Consider the following 21,734-nt stretch of genomic DNA (forward strand, 5'->3'; position numbering starts at 1 on the left):
AGAACGCTTCTTCAATCGCATCAAACAGATGCGGGGCCTAGCAACCCGATATGACCGACGTGCCGACAACTATCTCGCCGCTCTCAAACTTGCAGCGACGAGGATATGGATCGCATCAGCTAATGAGTCCGCGTCCTAGATGGAGCGCGTCACAGACGGCTCGATAAAACCGCCGGCTCCTTTCGAGATCTGACACCCGAAGATGCACATGATCAATCACGCGGCCTAGATGATACATCATCGTCCCCTGAAGCTAATGGATTAGGCGTTCATCGCGCTCATAAATCCACTATGAAAAGCCTGGATCATGCCAAAGTTCCTTCGGGGCGGTCAGGATGGCTGTCTGCGGCCGCCGTCAAAGATCGGTGCGGTGTCGAAGCCTTGCGTTCTACCATTGTTTCAAGAACCATCATTAAAGTATTGGCCGATCTTCCGCCTTGGAGTGGCCGCCGCGGCATAGGCGTTCAGCAATTGATAACCTTCTTTATTACGCCCCTCGTTAAATACTAGGTGTGGTGCCTGCCGATGTCAGGGCGGTTAAACTTGGACATTTCTTCCTTACCCCACGGAACTACCCCAGTTTGGATTAGTTACTGATCGCCCACCTGTTCGGGCTATGGAGACGAGGGCTCGCCATCTACCCTGGACGAGCCTTTGCCTTCCGAAATTAGCCCAATGTTTGGGCTGCCGAAACCGCAGGCCCAAGGCTTACCCCTCTGCGGGAGAGGTCAGCGCTCCGACCCGCCGTCGTCGCTGGCCTCGTTGTAGGACGTGGATGTAAGGGAGAATGGGGCGCCCCCGCTCAGTGCAACTACGCCCCCGCGCTCCATCACCGGGAGCATCCAGAACGACCGTGACAGCGATCTGAAACTAGATACGCAGCTGGGCGGCAAAGCCATGGCGGACAACCAGGAATAATGATGATGTCCGGACGGTGTTGCTTTGAACAAACGGATAGCTAGCACGTAGCGACTGTGCGAATGATGATTTTTATGGAGACTCCCATGCGCATTCCTGCACTCCTTGCTATCTTGGCAACTGCGACTCCTGTTGTAGCAAAAGATCCAGCCATAGAAGTGACGCAGACCGACGGGGTTGTGCATTCCTTCCGGGGTTTGTCCCTGAAGGGTGACAGAGTGACTTACGCAGTTAAAGCGTCAGATACTGGCTCGATACGGTTTGAGTTTGGCGGGAACAATGAAAATTGCGGAGCTGAAATCCAGACCACTTCACAGCTAGGGTACCTTCCTAAATTGGATCGCTTTCCAAGTGAGAGAGCTTTCAAGACGATCCATGGGGAGACCTTCACTCTTTCCTTCTTCCAAAACCGCATTGCCCGGATGAACGGAGTCGAGTGTGCATTTTCTTTCTCTGTTGAATGAGAAATCACTCGCTCTGATCGAGACCCTCCGGGCGGTGGGCTACTTCACATCGGAGCCCCAAGCTTATGGCCGATGTATCATCTGCGACATACCTGGTCGTGCCGGCCGCGCCAGACGCCATCCGCACGAATACGGAGGGAATTTCCCGGATCGTCGCATTGTAGCGATGCGGATCGCGACGCACCCAGAAGCCGTCGGGGATCAATGTAGATGTGGCGCTCTGATGAACCTGCGCTGTGCCATCGTCGCCAGTGGTTCTTGCGATCGCGCCGGTAGGAGCGGGTGCCGTCTATCGTGGTTGCGCTTCACGGTCTCGATTGTTGATGTCCCAAAGGGAGCGGGTTGCCGTGGTGCGGTATACGGTGTTTCGCCACCAGGATGTTCGGATCATTGTTGGTCCCGGCGCATATCTCGCCTGAGTGCTGGTAGGTAGAGGTCGCGAAGGCCTAGCGCCTAAGCCTTCCCATCTGGCCGTCTTGCAGGCTTGCCACGGCGGAGTGTTGCTACGGTACTTGTGTGGGCCTTCTCGCCGGTCTGCCGATCAGCGGCTTGATGGCAACGAGCGGCTTAATCGTCCTGAGCTTCGTCAACGACGATCTCGTTCTCGATAGTGAGCGGTGATGCTTGGCCAGCTCGGAACACTAACGAGAAACCAGCGGCACGAAACTGACGGCTGACGCATTAACTCCTACGCTTCTCTAGCCGTGAACTTTGCAGTCGCTGATCAGTTAGATTCTTCTTCTAGGAGGAGACCGCGATGAAGCTCGCTCTGGCAATATTGATCTTAGCCGTACTCGTTTCAGCAGTCATAAAGTTCGGGCTACCGGACCATGAGGCAGAGCAGCAGCCATCGCCTCGTGCGATCGACCAAAACAGATGACCAGCTGAAATGCTCTCGTTCGAGCTCTTACGGAGAATGGCACGGCAACGTTTTCAAACAGATTGTGACGTCCACTCCCCATATGGTTGTCGGCAACACTCCGCAATTTTTCGAGCCTCCCGACGTTTCTGAAAGACGAAGCCCTGATTGCAATGGCCGCGGAGCAAACGCTTGCCGCTGCGCAAGTCGGCGAGCCGAAAAGCCTAACATCCTGCGCTGGGGCGATGAAGTGGCTGGAGAGCACCAATATGCCGGAATGTCGCCGTCATCGAAATTTTCTTGCGAGAAAGTGAATGTGATGAGGTGGCAGAGATCCTCGTGGGAGGTGGTGTCCAGAGGATCATTCACGCTGGACGCAAAGCCACGGCGAGCGACAGCGATCGCGTATTCTTCAATGGGACCCGGATCTGCAAACCCTGAGCCCCACAAAACCTGGCAGCAGCTGTGAAGGCTGACTTCAGGGTTCGCCTGTCGCCGCAGCTTGAGCGGTGCCCTAAGACGGCCAGCGTCATCCCCGGACCTTTATTAGGGCTCGTAACGCCTCATGCTCAGGCCCAATAGGTCTAAGTTCGAGGAAGGCCTCGACGGCGCTGGTTGTCTCGTGTCCGCCCGACGCAGGATTGGAACGATGCAGCACAAAGCGGCCACCGTGCTTGCCGTCCCCGCACAAGAACCAACGGTCGCCGTTGGAGCTCGCTGCAAATTCGATCTGCGCTTTCGATTTTTCGCTTTCCGACACAGGATCGTTCAGCGAAGGCGCCTGCTCGGACGAGATCGTTACTTGATCCGTCGGCTCACTTTTCAGGCCGGTGGTACGGGCGGCCGGGTAGTCCTCCAGCGCGATCATCCCAGACCGGATCTGCTCGATGAGAACGGTCTCGGCTAAGTGGTTCGTCCCCACCTCGGGCTTCAGGTCGAGCGTGGCATAATCCGCTCGCCTCAGAAGCCTTCGCAAAAGTGCTTGCTTCAGGTCGGATATGTTCACCAAAGCCAGCCCTCCCCCATCAAGAACATGACAAAAACAAAGCTGATCACGGTGACGGCTACTGGAGCCGCATTGGAATAGCCAGACAGAAGATTTGTAGGAGTGGCAGTCATATCCGATCCTTCCGATTTATGCGCCGAGACTGCACTGGTCCGACCAAAGCGGTGTTGCCACACCAGCTCCGGTCAAAGGTTGCAATCAAGCCGCTATTGCTGTCTTTCGGCGTCGCGTTGGGCGGACTGGCTTCGGCTCGATCGGCTGCGCCTCGCGCAACTGGCGCAGACGCGCTGTTTTCCGGGTCCGGTCGGCCGCTTCCGTTTCAATGATCTGGCGAGCGACCTCACTCGTGGTCGCGGCCTTGTCTCGTGCGGAGATCTTTTCGGGCTTGAAGAATGCCTGCTTCGTCATGTTCATGATGATCTTCTTTCGGTCTGGTCCTCGGACGTATCCAAGAAGCCGGGTAGCATCAGAGCCTTGGCCCGGTCCAAAAACAAAAAAGGCCGGGCGCTAACCCGACCTCTCACAGTCACTCAGCTCTGCTGCCAGTACATCCGTGGTCAGCGGGGCGAATGAAAACTTTAAGCTGCCTGAAGATTTTCGGCGGAGCTTTTCCCGGACTTGCGGTCGGTGCGCCCGACGGCGGATGAATGGACGAACACGTCCGTGCTGCCATTGTCAGGTCGGATGAAGCCGAAGCCCTTGGTGGTATTGAACAATTTGACGGTGCCAGTAGTCATGACGATTTCCTTTCAGAACAATCGTTGTGGTTCCCGAGATGCTTTGCGGGATAAGATCGATGATTTGAGAGGAAATCCGACGGGAGCCAAGCTCCGGACCAACGTCACAACCAATGGTCGATGATCAATATATGGGCACAGGTTCTGGTTTTACAAGGGACGCATCGGATTTATATCCTGTTCGCGTGTGATCACAGCATTTCCGCCTGTCGTTCAGGTTTCATCAGCCAATGAAGGCGATGTCCATCGATTGAAAGGCGCCCGTGGGGTCGAGCCTCCCGGCGACGAACCGACGAGGGTATGCGTCGGGTCGTAGAGATATCAGGACACGATCCTCGCCCCGAGGCCAAGAACCCGGACACTTTCGGCAAAGAGCGTCGCAAGATCCCGACAGCTCCCGCACCGCAATGAGATGGTCTCCAGCGGAGGCTGCGTTTCTCCTGTATCGCGCGCATTATAGGCGACACCGTTCGAAACCCCGGCACTAAGATCCTTCAACAGCGACAGCGTATCGGTCGAATTTTCCATGTCGAAGCCCTTGACCCACTGCTGCAATACGCCAAGGATCGGGATACTGGACACCCCTGAGGGCGCCAAGGTCTTTCCAATCCTATCCTCGTAGCGGAAGGGATAGCTTGCGCCCGACGCAGCGATATCGAACACGGGCCAGGCTGGTGATTTCAGATCGACATCCGCATGGCTGACGATCTCGAGCTGTTTGGTCGGCTCCGAGAACGTCACGGTCGCATCTGCGTTCCCGAACACATCGGTTGTCCAGAAAACCCTGTTTCCGGGAGAAGCTGCAATCTGGTGCCTTTTCAGCAAGAGCTCCGGCCCCTCGCGCGGTCGCAGCAGTAGTCGGTAAGGAGAGAGCTGAACGGGGCTACGGTAGCTGTAAGTCGTCCGATGGCGCGCGATGGCCCTTCTCTTTAACTTGTTGATGGGCCAATTACTCGCCTGACGCTGCAAACCGATGCGGTAAACAGGTCGGTGCTACTTGACGTCCTTTACGGGGCGGCCGTGCCGGTCTCGGCCAAACTCGGCCTGGGAAAGCCAACAGGTACTGTAACAAGTGCTCGCTGCGAATTACCAGTGAATCCTGTCGTGGGCGTTATCTAGGGCATGATCCTGGTCAAACGCGTTTTTCTCCCCATATAAGGTACTCGCTGTTCTTGTGCATTAGCAACGCCCTCGTGAGCGGATGCTGGCGGTCCCACGAAACCTCGTCTGGACTGGCGCTTGGCACAAGAGAGAATAATTCATGCGTATTGCGCAAGTGGCACCCCTAGCGGAATCCGTTCCGCCTCAACTCTATGGCGGCACCGAGCGTGTCGTCTCCTGGCTCACCGAAGAACTTGTCGAACAGGGCCACGATGTCACGCTGTTTGCCAGCGGAGACTCGGAAACCTCTGCTGAACTCGTACGGGCTGTCCCCCAGGGTTTGCGACTACGAGGCATTCGGGATCACACTGCTAGCCTCCTCGTGATGCTGGACGAGGTTCGCCGCCGGGCATCGTCATTCGATGTCATCCATTTCCATATTGATCTGCTTCAGTTTCCTGCTTTTCGGGATTCCTCCACACGCTGTCTAACGACATTACACGGCAGGCTCGATCTACCGGATTTTCACCCAGTCTATCGCGCATTTACAGAAATGCCGCTCGTTTCCATCTCCAATGACCAGCGTTTGCCGCTTCCCAACGCGAACTGGTTGGCCAACATTCAGCATGGTCTTCCAGAAGGGCCTGCGCCTTCCAATGCGCATAGGCGTGATTACCTAGCCTTTCTGGGCCGCATAGCGCCTGAGAAACGGCCGGATCGAGCAATTGAAATTGCCAAGCGGACGGGCATTCCGCTGAAGATCGCTGCAAAAATCGATCCAGCGGACCAAGACTACTTCGATCACGTGATTCGTCCGCAGCTTGACGACCCGCTGATCGAGTTCATTGGGGAGATCGGCGATCACGAAAAGCGCGACTTCCTCGGAAACGCGATTGCTCTGCTATTCCCGATCGATTGGCCCGAGCCATTTGGCCTGGTCATGATCGAGGCCATGAAAGAAGGCACGCCCACCATTGCTTGGCGTCGGGGCTCGGTTCCAGAGGTCTTGGATGAGGGGGCGTCAGGGTTTATCGTGGAGTCAATCGAAGAGGCCATTGTAGCAGTTCGCATGGCTGCTATTCTTGACCGCAAGACAGTGCGACAACGGTTTGAGAATCGGTTCACGTCCACTCGGATGGCGTCGAATTACGTCGCCGAATACGAACGCCTGACGGAACAGTCAGCGACGATTCCACATCACCATCGGGTTGAACACGATCTCTCTATACCTTTAGCGCCACTGGCTTCTACCATAAAGTCTACTGGTGGCGTCAGCCTATCCTCAGTTCATAGGTCCATCTCATGACGGTAGCTAATGTTGCATTAAACGATGGAGCGCACGCCTTCGACACCGCTCGCTACGATATTGAAGTGGAGACCTCGCTTGTCGGTGGGTCGTTACAAAACCTTAAAGACGGGAATAGCTTTGCCGTCCTGAACAGCCACGGCGATATTGGCGGTACGGATGCTGCAGAAGGCTTGTTCTACCGCGACACGAGATTTCTGTCGAAACTGGAGCTTCGTTTTCAGGGACGGAAACTTTTACTGCTCAATTCGTCCAGTCACGACGACAAGGCGGCGCTTTCTGTGGATCTCACGAATCCTGAAATCGATCAGGATCTAGAGGTTGTCCCACGAGAAGCAATCTTTCTCGAACGCACCAAATTTCTGTTCGAGGGGGTGTGTTACGAGCGGCTCAGCGTACGAAACTTCACGGCCTCCCATCGCACGCTGACAATCGACTATACTTTTGATGCCGACTTTCGCGACCTGTTTGAAGTTCGCGGCATGAAGCGGGAAAAGCGTGGGCAGGAGACGTCCCAAGTCGTCGCGCCGGATAGAGTTGAGTTTCAGTACACGGGCCTCGATGCGGTGAAACGGCGAACGTCGATCGTCTTCGCACCAGTTCCGAAACGTCTGGAGCAAAACCGTGCGACGTTGGAGCTTGTGCTCGGACCGGGTGAAAAGAGCTCGATCTTTATGACTGTTGCTTGCGAGGAAGGCGGGCAGGCGCTAGTGCTGGATTTCTTCCGCGCCTATCGTGCTAGTCGTCGCGCCCGACGCACCCAGACGCGACGTATTGCGACGGTGGAGAGTTCAAGCGATCTCTTCAACGAGGTCGCGTGTAGAGCCACCTCCGACGTCTATATGCTGATCACCTCGACCCCACTAGGCTTATATCCGTACGCGGGCGTTCCGTGGTTCAGCACGATTTTTGGACGCGACGGGATTTTCACAGCAATGTTCATGTTGTGGATGGACCCGACGATTGCCAAGGGCGTCTTGTGTACGCTTGCTGCGATGCAGGCCCAGGAAGTTGATCCCGCAGCGGATGCGCAACCGGGCAAGATCCTTCACGAGATGCGCCATGGCGAGATGGCAAATACTGGCGAGGTTCCTTTTGGCCGCTACTACGGCAGTGTCGATTCAACACCTCTTTTTGTTATGCTGGCGGGCATGTACCTGGAGGCGACTGGTGATTTGGAGACGATCGCCGAGATCTGGCCGAACATCGACGCTGCGCTGCGCTGGATGGACGACTATGGAGATCGCGACCGTGACGGTTACGTTGAATATCAAGCCGAAACGAACGGCAGCCTCAAGAACCAGGGCTGGAAGGACTCCCACGACTCCATCTTTCACGAAGATGGTACCGACGCAGTTGGATCGATCGCCTTGTGCGAGGTTCAGGGGTATGTCTTTGCAGCCAAGCGGTTTGCAGCGCAGATGGCTGAGAGGCTTGGGCACCACGTTTTGGCAGGAAATCTGAAACAAGGCGCCGAAGACTTGCGTCTCCGGTTCGAAGCCGACTTCTGGGACGAGGAGCTAGGGACTTATGTTCTGGCGCTCGACGGGATGAAAAGACCTTGTCGCGTGCGCAGCTCTAACGCCGGGCATGCCTTGTTCACGGGTATCGCTTCGCCGGCAAGGGCGAAGCGGGTCGCGGCCGCACTTCTGAGCAAGGAAGGATTTAGTGGCTGGGGCATCCGAACCCTTGCCCAGGGCGAAGCTCGGTTCAATCCAATGTCCTACCATAACGGCTCTGTATGGCCGCACGACAATGCCGCCATCGCCATTGGCCTCGTGCGTTACGGTCTTAAGGAAGACGCGGCGCGCGTTTTCCAAGGTCTTTTCGATGCGGCCAAAGAGCAAGAGATGCGGCGTCTGCCAGAGCTGTTCTGCGGCTTCATCCGGAAGCCGGGTCGAGGTCCGACGCCATATCCGGTTGCCTGCTCTCCGCAGGCATGGGCCGCCTCAGCTATCTTCGGCGTTCTGGGGGCGTGTCTTGGTCTTGAGCAGGCTCACAGCGATGATGAGATCCGTTTCCGCAATCCGATCATGCCTGCATTCCTCGACGAGATCGTGCTGCGGAACATACAGATAGGCTGCTCTCAAGCTGATTTTCGGATGCATCGATACGGGAATGACGTAGCGACGAATGTTCTGAACCGAAGAGGAAACGCCAGGATCCTCATTGTGAAGTAAGCCGGTCATTGAACGGCAAGTTTTATATTAGGCTCCCCAGCCGCTGGCGCGGCAATAGGAGCATCGCTTCAAAGGCAGTCCTTGCGGCGGTGGAGCAGTAGAGCAGGAGCCAACCATGACCAAACCCTGCTTCCGCTTGGTGCGGGTTCTGAATTATTCTTCAGATCCGAGCGGCCTGTGGTAAACGACGCCTTCCCGACGTAGCCCCGCTTTTTGGATGAAGATCGTGGCCATAGAATAATCATCACGCACGAGTCCGTGCTAGTACAATTTTGCGTTAGAGGAGATTAAATCATGGTAGGCAGATGGGATGTTTCTTTTGAAGAGTGGCACGCTCTTCTGCATCTTTTCAGAGCTGAAGACGTGGCGCTCTCTACGGACAGCGAACAAAGGCTCCTTCGTCTCGGGTTGATCGATCAAGGCGACGGCACCGGACTCAGCGCGGCTGGGAGGACGCTTATAGAGCACGAGCTTCTGTTGGAGCGGAGAAACCGCCTTCAGTACTGATTGCGGTCTGGTCTGAGCAAAAGTTCCAACCGCCTGAAATCCATGTTCGATGGCGACCAGCAATCGCTCGCCCCTCCCTTCAAGAGGGGACGCTTCAAAGCATTCAGCTATGACCAGCCGCTAGAGCCCAGCATTCGCGCCATTCCAAGCCCCGGCCATACGCCGTGTCATAGTTTTTTCGCCGTCGAAAGCGAAGGACAGAAGCTGCTTTTATGGGGCGATGTCGTGCATGTCGCGCCGGTATTGTTTCCCGATCCGGCCGTCACCGTCGCCTATGACAGTGATCCGGCTGAGGCAAGTGCGGAGCGAGCGAAGATCTATGCGGATGCGGCGCGTGAAGGCTGCTTGATTGGCGCGGCACATGTCTCCTTACGGGCCTCGGCCATGTCGTGGCCAACGATGGTCACTTCCTCTGGCTTTCGGGGAAACTATTCGGCAGCCCCGATAAAGACCGACTGACAAGTGGGAGCTAATACCTGAATGGCGAAAAAATACCATCGCCATTCGGGCCAAGCAGGTCTTGAATAGACACGAACCTAAGACCCTTCAATGCCGATTTTCACTTAGTGCTTGATTGTCTATCCTGGAATTTGTTCCCCTCTCAAAGTGGTATCATCGCCTATATTCGGTCGTGACTACAGACGTTGTGAACCGCGACATGGCCCATTGCCTGTGAATACTGTTTATAAAAATACGGTAGCGCACAGAGATGTGCTTTCAGACGTTGAACCGCTGCAGCTACCGTCGCATTCGATTGGCCGGCAAGCCCTTTCCCGGAAAGCACCCCAGATTTGACGCCGGCACTTAACAGCACGCTTAAGGTTACGCCAACCATATCGGCGACATCAGAGGCGACATAAAGAATCTTATAAAAACTACCCTGTAGGCTTTGACGTAAGGCAGGCAGAGCAATGCAAATCGATTTACAAACCCTTTGGTACCTAACCGTCGGAACGCTGCTGGTGTCAGCGTCGCTTCTCCTTTGGGAAAGGCAGGCACATCCAGGTCGCGCACGTGTGCTCGGTATTTTGGCCGCGGCACTCTTCGCGTTCGTTCTCGGGTGCGTGCTTGCAATGAACCGCACCCACTTTGAGGCCGCGCTCGGCATGGGGGCGGTCAACATCCTAATGATGTTGGGCTACCTTCTGGTCCTTAACGCCGTCGCCGGCCTCGACGGTCACCGGTATCTCTGGTCGTCAGTCGCAGCCCTAAGCTTCCTAGCCACCGCCTGGGCGATCGCTGGCACGCACTTCCCGGCCGCCTTCTGGAACCATGTCTCGTCTATTCCCATCGCGCTGACCTGCGGCCTGACAGCATGGATACTTCTGCGCAGCCGCACAGCCCAGCGATTGCGCTCACGTCCGATCGCAGTATCGATCTCGGCCGTCCATGCCGTGTTCTACCTCGGCCGAGCGTTCATTGCCCCTGTTCTCCTTCAGCGGTACGGGCAAGATATTATCTCCATCGTCGGGAAGGCGACGATGTACGAGGCCGTCTTGTACTCGGTAGCGATGCCGATGTCCTTTCTGATGATTATTCGAGAGGAGGAAAAGCTCCATCTGCTCCGCATGTCACAAACCGATCAGTTGACCGGGCTTGTAAACCGTCACGCCTTTTTTGAGCAGGCATCTCGGATCCTCCGGGCGCGGCATTGTGACCCCGTCTCATTGCTCGCCTTCGACCTCGACCACTTCAAGGCGATTAACGACCGTCATGGGCACCCGACCGGAGATAAGGTTTTGCAGCTGTTCGCCGAAACCGCCCGCGAACAAGCGGGGCCCGACGCGCTTATTGTCCGGCTGGGCGGTGAGGAATTCGCTGCGCTTCTGCCGCGGTGCGACCATTCCCAAGCTCTCAGTCGCGGCTCGGCGATCGCAAGCCGGTTCGCCGACGCAGCTGCTCGGGCAGAGGGTTTGAAAACCGGGGCCACCGTCAGTATCGGCCTTGCTGCACCGGACTGCCACGACCTCGCCGGGATGCTTGCAAGCGCCGATGGCGCGCTGTACCGGGCGAAAGCCCTTGGGCGGAATCGCGTTGAGACCGCACGGCCAAACGAATTGCCGCTGCACCCCTCAGCCGATCCCTCGCATCATCAGTTGCGGGTAGCGGCGATGGGGGCGTCCTGATTCGTAGCGTTTTTGGACAAGCGCGCCTTGAAGGTATCGTAACCAACGACCTGCAATCCCTCGATTAGATGAGGCGTAATGGTTAGATTGTTCGCGCTCGGATGTATTTCAGCAATGAACCGAGATTGCCGCCCGAATGGCGGCAATCTCTATTGATCACGGGTACGCCGTCGAGCCATCGGGCTTGCGGGTTACTTTTCGTTCCCAGTGAATATAGTCGTCACTCTTCAGCACTTTCTCGTCGATCTCGACGCCCCAGCCGGGGCGATCCGGTCGAAGCTCTATATGGCCGTCGACGGGCATGTAGGGATCGAGCGCCCAGGGAGCATGCACATGCGGCTTGAACTCCAGCACCTGGAAATTCGGCTGCGCCGCGCAGAAGTGCACATTGACGGCGGTTGCCAGCGGCCCCATCGGGTTATGCGGGGCAACCGTGACGTAATGCGCCTCCGCAATTGTAGCGATACGCCGCATTTCCGACACGCCGCCGACAACGCAGATATCCGGCTGAATGATGTCCGCACCCTGATTGGTGAGGAGGTTGAGGAATTCGAAGCGATTGTACAGCGACTCGCCGGTGGCAAGCGGTACGTTTACCTTCGACTTCAACTCCTTCCATGCCGGGATATGTTCCGGACGGATGGGCTCCTCATAAAAAAACGGATCATTCGAGGCGATGGCGGCGGCGAGCTGGACAGCCTTGTAAGGCTCGAAGATTTTTGCATGCGCATCGAAGGCGAACTCGAATTGTGAAGGCGTGATCTCGCGGATGCGACCGAACCAGTCGCCGGTCTCCTTCACCAGTTCACCCCAGCGGCCTGAGTGCAGGTCGCGGCGATAGGGACTGAGTTTAAAGGCGGTATAGCCATAATCAACATTGAGCTTGAGCGTCTGCTCAAGCACCTGTTCGGGATCAGGCGCTGTATAGACACCGCAATAGACCCGCACCCGATCACGCACGCTGCCGCCGAGCAGCATGTAGACCGGCAGACCTGCAGCCTTGCCGGCGATATCCCACAATGCGTGATCGATTGCGGAAATCGCGGCAAGGCCCAAGGCTCCGGGAGGAAAACGGCATTGCTGGTTAAGCTTCAGTACAAGGAATTCGACCCGGCGCGGATCCTCCCCCTCGATCTGGTGGAAGAGGTAGTCGAGAAGCGGTGGCAGCGCCCAGTCGGGGCCGTGATTGTAACATTCCCCCCAGCCAGAAATGCCTTCGCTCGTCTCGATCTTCAGAAGAAGGCGCGGGCGCTCGTCCACGCGCTGCATGTAGGTCTTAATACCAGTAATATGCACGTCGTTTCTCCGCTCAGGCAGCCAAGGCTTCGGCTTTGACACGATCGACGATGCCGCGAAGAATGTTTCGCTCCTCATCGTTGAGAGCGACCACACCTGGAAGACGCACCGGACCGACATCGGTGCCAAGCATGCCGAGCGCTTCCTTGACGACCGTGACATTGGCGCCGTTGTTATATTTAGTCCGCAATATCTCGAAACCGGCAATGCCGTCGATCAAACTACGGGCACGGGCATAATCACCCGCTTCGAGGGCCTGATGGACGGCATGCGAGCGTTCCGGAAAGACGTTGACCAGGCCGGATGTGAAGCCGCGGGCACCCATGGCGTAGAAAGCAGGCGCCCAGCCTTCGGCGAGACCGCAGACCCAGATGGCTGGCGCATCCTGGTTCGAGCGAATGACCTCCGACAGAAGCATGAGGTTCTGCGATGCGAACTTGATGCCGGCGATGTTTGGATGAAGGGCGAGTTTGCGAAAATCGGCAACAGAAAAGGCGTCACTGCGCACATAGGCAATGACCGGCACTGTAGAGAAATCCGCCAATTCGAGGAAATAATTGGCCTGATAGGACGGCCCTGCAAACGGATCCATCGGATGATGCCCCATGATGGCATCGGCACCGGCGGCGATTGCATCCTTTGCCAGTGCTTTCGCCTCTGTCAACGAGCGTCCAACCGCCGCGCTGACGAGAGACTTACCTGCAGCAGCCTCGACGGTCGCCGCATGCACTTCGCGCACTTCATCCATGGTCAGGGTGAAAAACTCACCCGTATTTCCGGCAGCCATCAGGTTATGCACTCTAGCTCTGGCAAGCCCCTTGATGAGGGTTTTCAGTCTTGCGGAATCGATGGAGCCGTCGCCTTTGTAGGGGGTAACCGGCACACCGGAGATCCCGGTCAGCGCCTTCCTCACGGCCTGAAGTTTCTCACTCACGTCAGATTTCTCCCTTTTTCTTGAAAATAATGGCGAGATACGTGTCGCCCGATCGGACAACGTGATCACGCATGGTGCGCTCCGCCTTATCGGCGTCTCCAGCGGCAATCGCCTCCGAGATTGCGACATGCTCATCGAGCGCCTTTTGCCGTTCGCTTGGGTCAAGATGGATGACCCGGCGAATGCTCGCATCATAAAATTGCTGGCGTTCGATCAGCTTGGCGAGATAGCTGCACTGCGAACTCCGGTGGATGTGATCGTGGAACCTCTCGTTGAGAGTGATCAGGCTATCCGCATCTCCCGATACGGTTGCTTCCTTCATCCGGTTGGCGATCGACAGAAGCTCCGTCCTGCCCTTCTCATCGACGCGTTTTGCCGCGAGGTGCGCGATCATCGATTCCAGTGCGGCACGCGCGAGGATCATCTCCTCCGCCCATGAACTGCTGAATCTGATAACGACGCCGCGCCGCGGGAGAGCCTCTACCAGACCTTCCGTTTCAAGCTGGCGCAGAGCCTCCTTGATCGGGGTCGTGCTGACACCGAACTGCTCTGCGAGATGTCGTTCATTGATTTTCTGGTCCGGCGCAAAGCGACCGGAAATGATCGCGCTACGCATCGCACGATGCACGTGATCGCGCACCGTCATCTGAAAGCTGGCGTCGATCTTTTCAAACTCGGCATTGCCTGAAGCAGGCATGTTAGCAGTCGCCATATTTCGAAAATCCGTTGACCAGGATCAATTTGTGTGAAACTTGATATATCAGATTTGATATCCGTGTCGATATGAAATTTCGAATTGGCGAGGTTGAGGAGCCTTGGGAGGCTTATATGAAAACGCTCAAACGTACGCTGCTGACGTGCGCCCTTACGGCTGCGGCCCTGCAGCCGGCTACCGCGGCGACACCGAAAGACGAGCTGGTTGTTGCCATCATGATGACGACCATGAGGGGCCTTGATCCGCATGAGATCAACCAGTTGGAGGCTGCAGAGGTCGTGGCAAACCTCTATGATCGGCTGATTTCACTGCCCCCGGACGACATCACCAACCCGCAGCCGTCTTTGGCTGAGAGCTGGACAATCTCCGAGGATGGAAAGACGTTCACTTTCAAGATTCGCCGAGGCGTCACTTTTCACTCGGGCAACCCTGTCACGGCACGAGACGTGGAATGGTCATTGCATCGGCTGGTCAAACTCGGACTGGCACCTTCTACCGATCTGCGTCAGTGGGGATTTTCGGCAAAGAATGTCGATCAGCTTATCCGGGCAGCCGACGATCAGACACTCGTTTTAGAGACGCCCGAAGTCTGGAACCCGAACCTCATCCTGTATTCGCTGGCCAGCTTTTCCACGTCGATTGTCGATAGCGCCTTCCTTGCTGCCAAGGAGAAGGATGGCGATTGGGCGAGAAACTATCTTCAGATCGCCGACGCCGGTTCAGGCCCCTATTCGCTTGTTACCTGGCGCTCCAACCAACTTCTGATCGCCGATGCCTTCAAAGATTACTGGAAGGGCGTACCCGCCATGAAGCGTGTCTACTTGGGGCACGTGCCGGAATCCTCTGCTCAACGCCTGCAGATCGACGCGGGCGATGTCGATGTTGCGACACGTCTGTCATCGACGGATCTTTCCGGCCTCGAAAGAGATGGCAAGGTGACCGTGCAGAAAGTGCCAGGCTTCGGATTTTATTATCTGGCGCTCAACCAGAAGGACAAAATCCTCTCGAACCCGAAGGTGCGCGAAGCGTTCCGTTACCTCATCGATTATGACGGCCTAGCCGGTTCGGTGATGAAATATTACGGGATCAAGCAGCAGACCATTATTCCGGGTGGGCTTCCCGGCGCATCCACTGACATGCCTTATAAACTCGATATCGAGAAGGCGAAGGGGTTGCTTGCCGAAGCGGGTTACCCTGACGGTTTCTCGAAGGTCTATTTCGCTCAGCCTGGCACCCCGGAATCCGAAGTCGGCGTTTCGCTCCAGAACAATGCCGCGAAAGCCGGCATCAAGCTCGACCTTCAGATAGGCGACCAGATCGGAAAATTCAGGTCCCGTCAGTTCGAGTTATTCTCATCGCGAACAGGCGAGCGGTTGCCCGATCCGCATGCCGTCCTTCTATCATACGCCACCAATGCCAACAATGCCGATGACGCGAAACTGGCTGGCCTGGTGGCTTGGCGATCCGCATGGGACGTGCCCAAGGAGATCCAGAACATGGTCACCGCGGCAGCACACGAGACCGATCAGGAAAAGCGCGATGAACTCTATGCGCGGATCAACGAAGCCTATCTGCGGTCTTCGCCGGCACTCGTCACATCATTTCAACGCACCGACCCGAAAGCGGTCCGCAACGAGGTGAAAGGTTATGTCGGGCACCCGACCTGGCTTACCCGCTGGGACACCGTGACCAAGGGCGAGTGACGGTAAAAAAATTCAAGGACAGTGGCATGAGCATTACACAAACCTCCGATGCCCCACCGAGCAGGAAATCGCCGCTTCCTAAAGCTGCGGCCAAGATCGCAACATCCTTTGTCGTGATCCTGACAACGCTGCTTGGACTGATGATGATCACCTTCACGGTGGGCCGAATGGTTCCGGCCGATCCCGTAATCGCGGTGATCGGCGATCAGGCGGACCAAGCGACCTACGACCGCGTCTATAAGGAGATGGGCCTCGACCGGCCGATCTATGTACAGTTCGGCAATTATCTGAATGACGTGGTACGTCTGGATTTCGGCCAGTCGATCATCACAAAACAAGCCGTTTCGAAAGACCTGGCCCGCGTCTTCCCGGCGACCATCGAGCTGGCCACCCTCGCGACGATCATCGGCGCTGGCCTCGGGATCCCGCTCGGTGTGGTTGCGGCGGTGCGCAAAGGGACATGGGTTGACCATCTCGCCCGCGTGGTTGGTCTTTTGGGTTATTCGACTCCGATCTTCTGGCTCGGCACCATCGTTATCCTTGTCTTCTACGCCTACCTGGGAGCAATTCCGCCAGGTGGCCGCATCTATCTTTACGACGAAGGCATTGTGCAGGCGCGCACCAACTTCATCCTGATCGATTCTGCGCTGGGCGGTCACTGGAATGTCTTCTGGAGCGCGCTTCACCACATCATCGCACCGGCCGTCATCCTCGGTTATGCTTCCATGGCCTATCTCAGCCGTATGACGCGCAGCTTCATGCTGGAACAGCTCCGCCAGGAATACATTCTGACCGCACGTGCCAAGGGTCTCGGACAGAGACCGATCGTCTGGCGGCATGCGTTTCGCAATATTCGTGTCCAGCTCCTGACTGTTATTGCGCTTGCCTATTGCGGCCTGCTCGACGGTACGGTGCTGATCGAAACGGTGTTCGCCTGGCCCGGCCTCGGCTCCTACCTCACATCGGCACTCTTCTTCGCCGACATGAACGCCGTGCTCGGAAGCGTGCTTTTGATCGGCATCATCTCGATCGCCATCAACCTGCTCTCCGACATCGCTTATCGCTTCATCGATCCGAGGACCCGCTAATGGCCAAGTCCGGTACTTTTTCAAACCTCCACGACTGGCTGATCAGCGAAGACTTCACATCGTCTCGACAGTCACGTCTGCACAGCATCTACCTTGGCTGGCTCAGCCTCGTCGCCAATCCGCTCGCCTTCGCCGGGTTCGCCGTTGTCCTTCTGCTGATTATCGTCGCCGCAGTGGCGCCGGTTATCGCGGTGCATGATCCGTTTGCGCAGGACTTCCTGACGGCGCTAAAGCCACCGTCCGCCACTCACTGGTTCGGGACCGACGAATTCGGACGCGACGTCTTTTCGCGGCTCATCTATGGAGCACGCACCACGCTCTACATCACCATTCTGGTCACGATTATCGTAGCCCCTATCGGTTTCGTGATCGGCGCAACGGCCGGTTATCTCGGCGGATGGATCGATGTCGTGCTGATGCGCATTACCGACATCTTTCTCTCCTTCCCGAGCCTAGTCCTTGCGCTGGCCTTTTCGGCGGCACTCGGTCCCGGCATAGAAAATGCGGTCATTGCCATCGCTCTCACCGTCTGGCCGCCGATCGCCCGCCTTGCGCGCGCCGAAACGCTGACCTTTCGCCACGCCGATTTCGTCATCGCCGCCGAACTTCAGGGCGCCGGTACGGGACGCATCCTGCTGCGCCATATCGTGCCGCTCTGCGCGCCTTCCATCATCGTGCGACTGACCCTCAACATGTCGAGCATCATCCTGACGGCCGCCGGCCTCGGCTTCCTCGGGCTTGGCGCACAGCCGCCAATGGCTGAATGGGGCGCAATGGCTGCTTCTGGCCGTCAATACCTTCTCGACGCATGGTGGCTGACAACGGTTCCAGGCATTGCGATCCTGACCGTCAGTCTTGCCTTCAACCTGCTCGGCGACGGGCTGCGCGACATCATGGATCCCCGCAATGGCTAACACATTCGATACCATTCTGACGGTCGAAAACATGTCCGTCGAGTTCCCGACCCTTTCCGGCGTTACCACCGCCGTGCGTGACGTATCCTTCACCCTAGGCCGCGAGAAAATCGGAATTATAGGCGAATCCGGGTCCGGCAAGAGCACGACGGGCCGCGCCATCATGCGCCTTCAGCCGCCGCAGGCGATCGTCAAAGCCAACCGCATGCAGTTCGAGGATGTCGACCTCATGACGGCAAGCGAGGAGGAGATGCGCTCCATTCGCGGACGGCGCATCGCCATGATCCTGCAGGACCCGAAATATTCACTAAACCCGGTAATGACCGTGGGCGAGCAGATTTCCGAAACGGTGATCTTGCACGAACGCGCTACTCAGCAGGAAGCGCGCAACCGCACGCTTGCAATGCTGGAACGTGTCAACATTCGCGATCCGGAACGTGTGTTCGATCTTTATCCGCATGAAGTGTCTGGCGGCATGGGCCAACGCATCATGATCTCGATGATGCTGATCGCCAAGCCATCGCTGATCATCGCCGACGAACCGACTTCGGCACTCGACGTGACTGTCCGCCAGCAAGTCCTATCGATCCTCGACGACCTTGTTGTGGAACGAAACATCGGCCTGATTTTCATCAGCCACGATCTCAATCTGGTGCGCAGTTTCTGCGACCGTGTCATCATCATGTATGCCGGCCGTGTCGTCGAAACGATTTCCGCAGCCGATCTCGATCAGGCGCGACATCCTTATACGCGCGGTCTTTTGAACGCCCTTCCAAGCCTCGATCGTCCCAAGGACAGGCTGGAAGTTCTGCGTCGCGACCCGGCATGGCTGGAGAATTGAACATGACCATGATCAAGGCCCAACATCTGGCTGTTTCCTACGGACATGGCGAAACTGCCCTGAAGGTTGTCATGGACGTGTCTTTTGAGGTGCAGAAAGGTGAAACCTTCGGCCTCGTCGGGGAAAGCGGCTGCGGCAAGTCCACCATACTCGGCGCGCTTGCCGGCCGCAATAAGCAATGGACCGGCTCGATCCAGATCGACGGCGAAGCAATCGGCCAGAAACGCACCAGCGCTCAGCTAGCCAAGCAGCAACTGGTGTTTCAGGACCCGTTCGGCTCCATCCACCCGCGCCATACGATCGGCCGCACCCTTTTGGAACCGTTGGAAATCCACGGCAAGGACCGTCGGCAGGAGCGTATCGAAAAAGTGCTGACCGATGTCGGCCTGCCGCTAAATTTCCGCTACCGTTATCCGCACCAGCTTTCCGGCGGTCAGCGGCAGCGCGTGGCGATCGCTCGCGCCCTCATTCTCGAACCAAAAATCCTGCTGCTCGACGAGCCGACTTCCGCACTCGACGTCTCCATTCAGGCCGAAATTCTGAACTTGCTCAAAGACCTGCGGGAACGCGAGAAACTAACATATATCCTCGTCAGCCATGACCTTGCGGTCGTCGCACATCTCTGCGACAGGGTTGCGATCATGCAGAGTGGCGGTTTTGTGGAGATTGCCACCAGGCAGCAACTGCTCGAAAATACGGTGCAGCATCCCTATACGCGCGTTCTGATGGACGGCAGTCGCGGTTACGTGGCGACAAACAGGCAAGACCAGTCTCAGCTCCGCTCGCAATCCCCGGTGAGGACCTAGATTTTGCCCACAGATTGCCGCCCGCCCTGGCGCAGCTCAAAGCTGATTTCCCCTGATCCGTTAACGAATGATCCAGAACCCAATCCTTCCCGATTTTCACCCCGACCCTTCGATTTGCAGGGTGCGCGATGACTATTTCATCGCGACATCCACCTTTGAGTGGTACCCCGGCGTACAGATTTACCGCTCGACGATCTCCAGTCATGGAAGTTGGTAAAACGTCCTCTTGAGCGCGCAGACCAACTCGATCTGCGCGACGTAGAGAATTCGTGTGGCGTCTGGGGCGCCGTGCCTTACTCATAAAGATAGCCGCTTCTGGGTCATCTATACCGTGGTCAGGCGCAAGTCCGGTTCGTCAGGGATTGTCACAACTACCTTGTCACCGCAGAAACGATCGAGGGGCCTTGGTCGGCGCCGATCTATCTCAATTCCTCCGGTTTCGATCCTTCACTGTTCCACGACGACAATGGCCGCAAGTGGCTGCTGAACCTGACATGGGACTACCGCGCACGGCCGACACCGTTGGCGGGATCGTGCTTCAGGAATACGACGCGACACAAGGCAAGCTGGTGGGACCGATCACCAACATATTCCAGGGATCGTCGCTTGGTCTTGCTGAAGGTCCGCATCTTTATCGACGAGATGGTACCACCTGTTGGTTGCAGAAGGCGGAACCGGTATGCGCCATGCAGTCACCATGGCGCGATCAAGGGAGATAACAGGCCCATACGAGGTTCATCCTGACACTCATGTCTTCACAAGCCGCTTCAACCCGGACGTCGTTCTGCAGCTCTCTGGCCACGGTGACATCGTCGACACCCCGGACGGTGAAACCTACATGGTACATCTTTGCAGCAAACCACTGCCGGGCGTCAGGCGCTCGGTCCTCGGCCGAGAGACCTCCATCCAGAAATGCGTCTGGGGTGAAGATGGATGGCTTCGCCTACACGCAGATCCGACTGATCCGGAAACATCAGTGCCAGGCCCCGTGGATTGAAGGCGAGTGACGCGGAGGCGACTCCAGTTCGCTATACTTTCGATGCGCCACAACGACTGCCAGCCGATTTCCAATGGTTGCGCAGCCCCCTGCCCGATCGACTGTTTTCGCTTTCCGATCGTCCGGGCCATTTGCGGCTGACCGGGCATGAATCCATCGGATCAACGTTCGAGCAGGCACTTGTGGCACGCCGTCAGACCGACTTCGACTTCGATGTCGAAACCGACGTTGACGCCGAACCCACCAGCTATCATCAGATGGCGGGACTGGACGACTACTATAACGGCTTTGCATACCTGCAGATACTTTCCTGCCCGGGCGGATGGCCCCAAGGCAACACAGAACTGATGCTCGAGCAATCCGTGGCAGCACCGCAAGAACCTGTCCGCATGAAGCTTGAAGTCCGCGGCGCCGCGTCACGCTTCTACTACTGGCATGACGGCCGGACAAGAATCGGCCCTGTTCTCGATCAGTCTGCGTTGTCCGACGAAAACGGCGAAGGTGAATACGCCAACTTCACCGGCGCATTTTTTGGCATGGCCGCAAACGATACGAGCGGTCAGGCAATGCACGCGGATTTCTCGTATTTTTCTTACTCGTCTTGGTCTTGAGCGGAATGGAACTGGTGACCCGTGTTTTGCGAGCTAATTCTTAAGCATTACATCGGCTTTGGGCCTCCGCATCGTGCTGTATTGAGAACAGCTTTTGCCAAGTTTCAACCTCAGCCGCTGAACCCTGCGACCGCCATAGGTCAGCGGCAGGTCTGTTGCTGACATATCGCTAAGCGCGATTGAGAAAAGCGTTGAGCATGCTTATTGCTCCAAGAGTTCAATGAAGGGTCGCGCCGACGGGATAGCCCAGATAAGGCGATGTGGTATCTCGAGAGAAGCTCAATTGCTGTGGCGGATACATCTTCTGCGATAGATAGCTCAGACTGTGCAAGATCCCCCGCGATAGTCAGAATAGCGGATCCAACTGCGCGCATTGTCTCTTTGACCAGCCCTTTATCTTCCTGCGCGGCTCCGCTCTGTGAGGTAAAGCCGCTTTCTTGCAAAAACTCATCAATCAGCCCGGACTCATCACCGACATTTTTCTCAAATCTCATGGAACCATCGGGCCGCAAGCGCGTTACGCGGCGTGATGTGAGACATTATCAAGAAAAGATCGGCATTTCGAATGTTGCAAGCGAACCCGGAATACGGGAAAAGCATCCGTATTTCCAGGAGCGCTAGCCTA

General features: G+C 56.8%; 18 protein-coding genes and 2 pseudogenes. 12 read left to right on the forward strand and 8 right to left on the reverse strand.

Features of this window, described 5'->3' with window-relative positions:
• Both MRBLMR1_RS08645 and MRBLMR1_RS08650 read left to right on the forward strand, forming a co-directional pair.
• A pseudogene (locus MRBLMR1_RS08645) lies at positions 1 to 139 on the forward strand (IS5/IS1182 family transposase); the annotation flags it as partial.
• Between the two features lie 865 nt (positions 140 to 1,004).
• Positions 1,005 to 1,382, forward strand: a complete 378-nt coding sequence (locus tag MRBLMR1_RS08650) for a hypothetical protein (protein ID WP_183686984.1) — start codon at positions 1,005 to 1,007, stop codon at positions 1,380 to 1,382.
• Between the two features lie 1,388 nt (positions 1,383 to 2,770).
• Here the strand turns inward: MRBLMR1_RS08650 and MRBLMR1_RS08655 are convergent.
• The 4 genes from MRBLMR1_RS08655 to MRBLMR1_RS08670 form a co-directional block, all read right to left on the reverse strand.
• The gene (locus tag MRBLMR1_RS08655; protein ID WP_500064111.1) at positions 2,771 to 3,247 is read right to left on the reverse strand and encodes a hypothetical protein; all 477 of its coding nucleotides are present in this window, start codon (positions 3,245 to 3,247) and stop codon (positions 2,771 to 2,773) included.
• Between the two features lie 198 nt (positions 3,248 to 3,445).
• A complete protein-coding gene (locus MRBLMR1_RS08660; protein ID WP_500064112.1) occupies positions 3,446 to 3,661 on the reverse strand; it encodes a hypothetical protein in 216 nt (71 codons plus the stop codon).
• Positions 3,662 to 3,825: 164 nt separating this feature from the next.
• Positions 3,826 to 3,984, reverse strand: coding sequence for a cold-shock protein (locus tag MRBLMR1_RS08665; RefSeq protein ID WP_500064113.1), 159 nt, complete (start codon positions 3,982 to 3,984; stop codon positions 3,826 to 3,828).
• Between the two features lie 321 nt (positions 3,985 to 4,305).
• The gene (locus tag MRBLMR1_RS08670; protein ID WP_500064114.1) at positions 4,306 to 4,953 is read right to left on the reverse strand and encodes a transglutaminase family protein; all 648 of its coding nucleotides are present in this window, start codon (positions 4,951 to 4,953) and stop codon (positions 4,306 to 4,308) included.
• A gap of 292 nt (positions 4,954 to 5,245) precedes the next feature.
• On the opposite strand from MRBLMR1_RS08670, the gene MRBLMR1_RS08675 reads away from it, so the two are divergent.
• The 4 genes from MRBLMR1_RS08675 (at position 5,246) to MRBLMR1_RS08690 (ending at position 11,204) form a co-directional block, all read left to right on the forward strand.
• On the forward strand, positions 5,246 to 6,391 hold the full coding sequence (locus tag MRBLMR1_RS08675) for a glycosyltransferase family 4 protein (protein ID WP_500064115.1): 1,146 nt from the start codon (positions 5,246 to 5,248) through the stop codon (positions 6,389 to 6,391).
• Positions 6,388 to 8,571 (forward strand): amylo-alpha-1,6-glucosidase, encoded by a 2,184-nt coding sequence (locus MRBLMR1_RS08680; RefSeq protein ID WP_500064116.1) that lies wholly within the window; start codon positions 6,388 to 6,390, stop codon positions 8,569 to 8,571. Before MRBLMR1_RS08675 ends, MRBLMR1_RS08680 begins: the two co-directional genes overlap by 4 nt.
• A gap of 549 nt (positions 8,572 to 9,120) precedes the next feature.
• Complete coding sequence (locus tag MRBLMR1_RS08685; RefSeq protein ID WP_148147906.1) at positions 9,121 to 9,537, forward strand: MBL fold metallo-hydrolase; 417 nt, start codon at positions 9,121 to 9,123, stop codon at positions 9,535 to 9,537.
• A 452-nt stretch (positions 9,538 to 9,989) separates the two neighbouring features.
• A complete protein-coding gene (locus tag MRBLMR1_RS08690; RefSeq protein WP_148147907.1) occupies positions 9,990 to 11,204 on the forward strand; it encodes a GGDEF domain-containing protein in 1,215 nt (404 codons plus the stop codon).
• Between the two features lie 156 nt (positions 11,205 to 11,360).
• On the opposite strand, the gene MRBLMR1_RS08695 is transcribed toward MRBLMR1_RS08690, so the two are convergent.
• From MRBLMR1_RS08695 to MRBLMR1_RS08705, 3 genes are read right to left on the reverse strand one after another with little or no spacing between them, the layout of a single operon-like run.
• Complete coding sequence (locus tag MRBLMR1_RS08695) at positions 11,361 to 12,500, reverse strand: mandelate racemase/muconate lactonizing enzyme family protein (RefSeq protein ID WP_500064117.1); 1,140 nt, start codon at positions 12,498 to 12,500, stop codon at positions 11,361 to 11,363.
• A gap of 13 nt (positions 12,501 to 12,513) precedes the next feature.
• Positions 12,514 to 13,434, reverse strand: coding sequence for a dihydrodipicolinate synthase family protein (locus tag MRBLMR1_RS08700; RefSeq protein WP_500064118.1), 921 nt, complete (start codon positions 13,432 to 13,434; stop codon positions 12,514 to 12,516).
• A gap of 1 nt (position 13,435) precedes the next feature.
• A complete protein-coding gene (locus MRBLMR1_RS08705) occupies positions 13,436 to 14,146 on the reverse strand; it encodes a GntR family transcriptional regulator (protein WP_500064119.1) in 711 nt (236 codons plus the stop codon).
• Positions 14,147 to 14,262: 116 nt separating this feature from the next.
• Here MRBLMR1_RS08705 and MRBLMR1_RS08710 point away from each other — a divergent pair, with 116 nt between their 5' ends.
• From MRBLMR1_RS08710 to MRBLMR1_RS08735, 6 genes and pseudogenes are all read left to right on the forward strand, one after another.
• Positions 14,263 to 15,852, forward strand: coding sequence for an ABC transporter substrate-binding protein (locus tag MRBLMR1_RS08710; RefSeq protein ID WP_500064120.1), 1,590 nt, complete (start codon positions 14,263 to 14,265; stop codon positions 15,850 to 15,852).
• 26 nt (positions 15,853 to 15,878) lie between these two features.
• Positions 15,879 to 16,940 carry an ABC transporter permease gene (locus tag MRBLMR1_RS08715; RefSeq protein WP_500064121.1) on the forward strand — a complete coding sequence of 354 codons (1,062 nt, stop codon included), beginning with the start codon at positions 15,879 to 15,881 and terminating at the stop codon, positions 16,938 to 16,940.
• Positions 16,940 to 17,854 (forward strand): ABC transporter permease, encoded by a 915-nt coding sequence (locus MRBLMR1_RS08720; protein ID WP_500064122.1) that lies wholly within the window; start codon positions 16,940 to 16,942, stop codon positions 17,852 to 17,854. The genes MRBLMR1_RS08715 and MRBLMR1_RS08720 overlap by 1 nt, the downstream gene beginning before the upstream one ends.
• The gene (locus tag MRBLMR1_RS08725) at positions 17,847 to 18,695 is read left to right on the forward strand and encodes an ABC transporter ATP-binding protein (RefSeq protein ID WP_500064123.1); all 849 of its coding nucleotides are present in this window, start codon (positions 17,847 to 17,849) and stop codon (positions 18,693 to 18,695) included. Before MRBLMR1_RS08720 ends, MRBLMR1_RS08725 begins: the two co-directional genes overlap by 8 nt.
• A gap of 2 nt (positions 18,696 to 18,697) precedes the next feature.
• Positions 18,698 to 19,501 (forward strand): ABC transporter ATP-binding protein, encoded by an 804-nt coding sequence (locus MRBLMR1_RS08730; RefSeq protein ID WP_500064124.1) that lies wholly within the window; start codon positions 18,698 to 18,700, stop codon positions 19,499 to 19,501.
• A 67-nt stretch (positions 19,502 to 19,568) separates the two neighbouring features.
• Positions 19,569 to 21,109 (forward strand): annotated as a pseudogene (locus tag MRBLMR1_RS08735) (glycoside hydrolase family 43 protein).
• Between the two features lie 140 nt (positions 21,110 to 21,249).
• On the opposite strand, the gene MRBLMR1_RS08740 reads toward MRBLMR1_RS08735, so the two are convergent.
• Complete coding sequence (locus tag MRBLMR1_RS08740) at positions 21,250 to 21,603, reverse strand: hypothetical protein (RefSeq protein ID WP_500064125.1); 354 nt, start codon at positions 21,601 to 21,603, stop codon at positions 21,250 to 21,252.
• Between the last annotated feature and the right edge of the window lie 131 nt (positions 21,604 to 21,734).

Origin of the sequence: Neorhizobium sp. LMR1-1-1.1, from assembly GCF_040675795.1 — a bacterium.
Lineage (GTDB): Bacteria > Pseudomonadota > Alphaproteobacteria > Rhizobiales > Rhizobiaceae > Neorhizobium > Neorhizobium cellulosilyticum.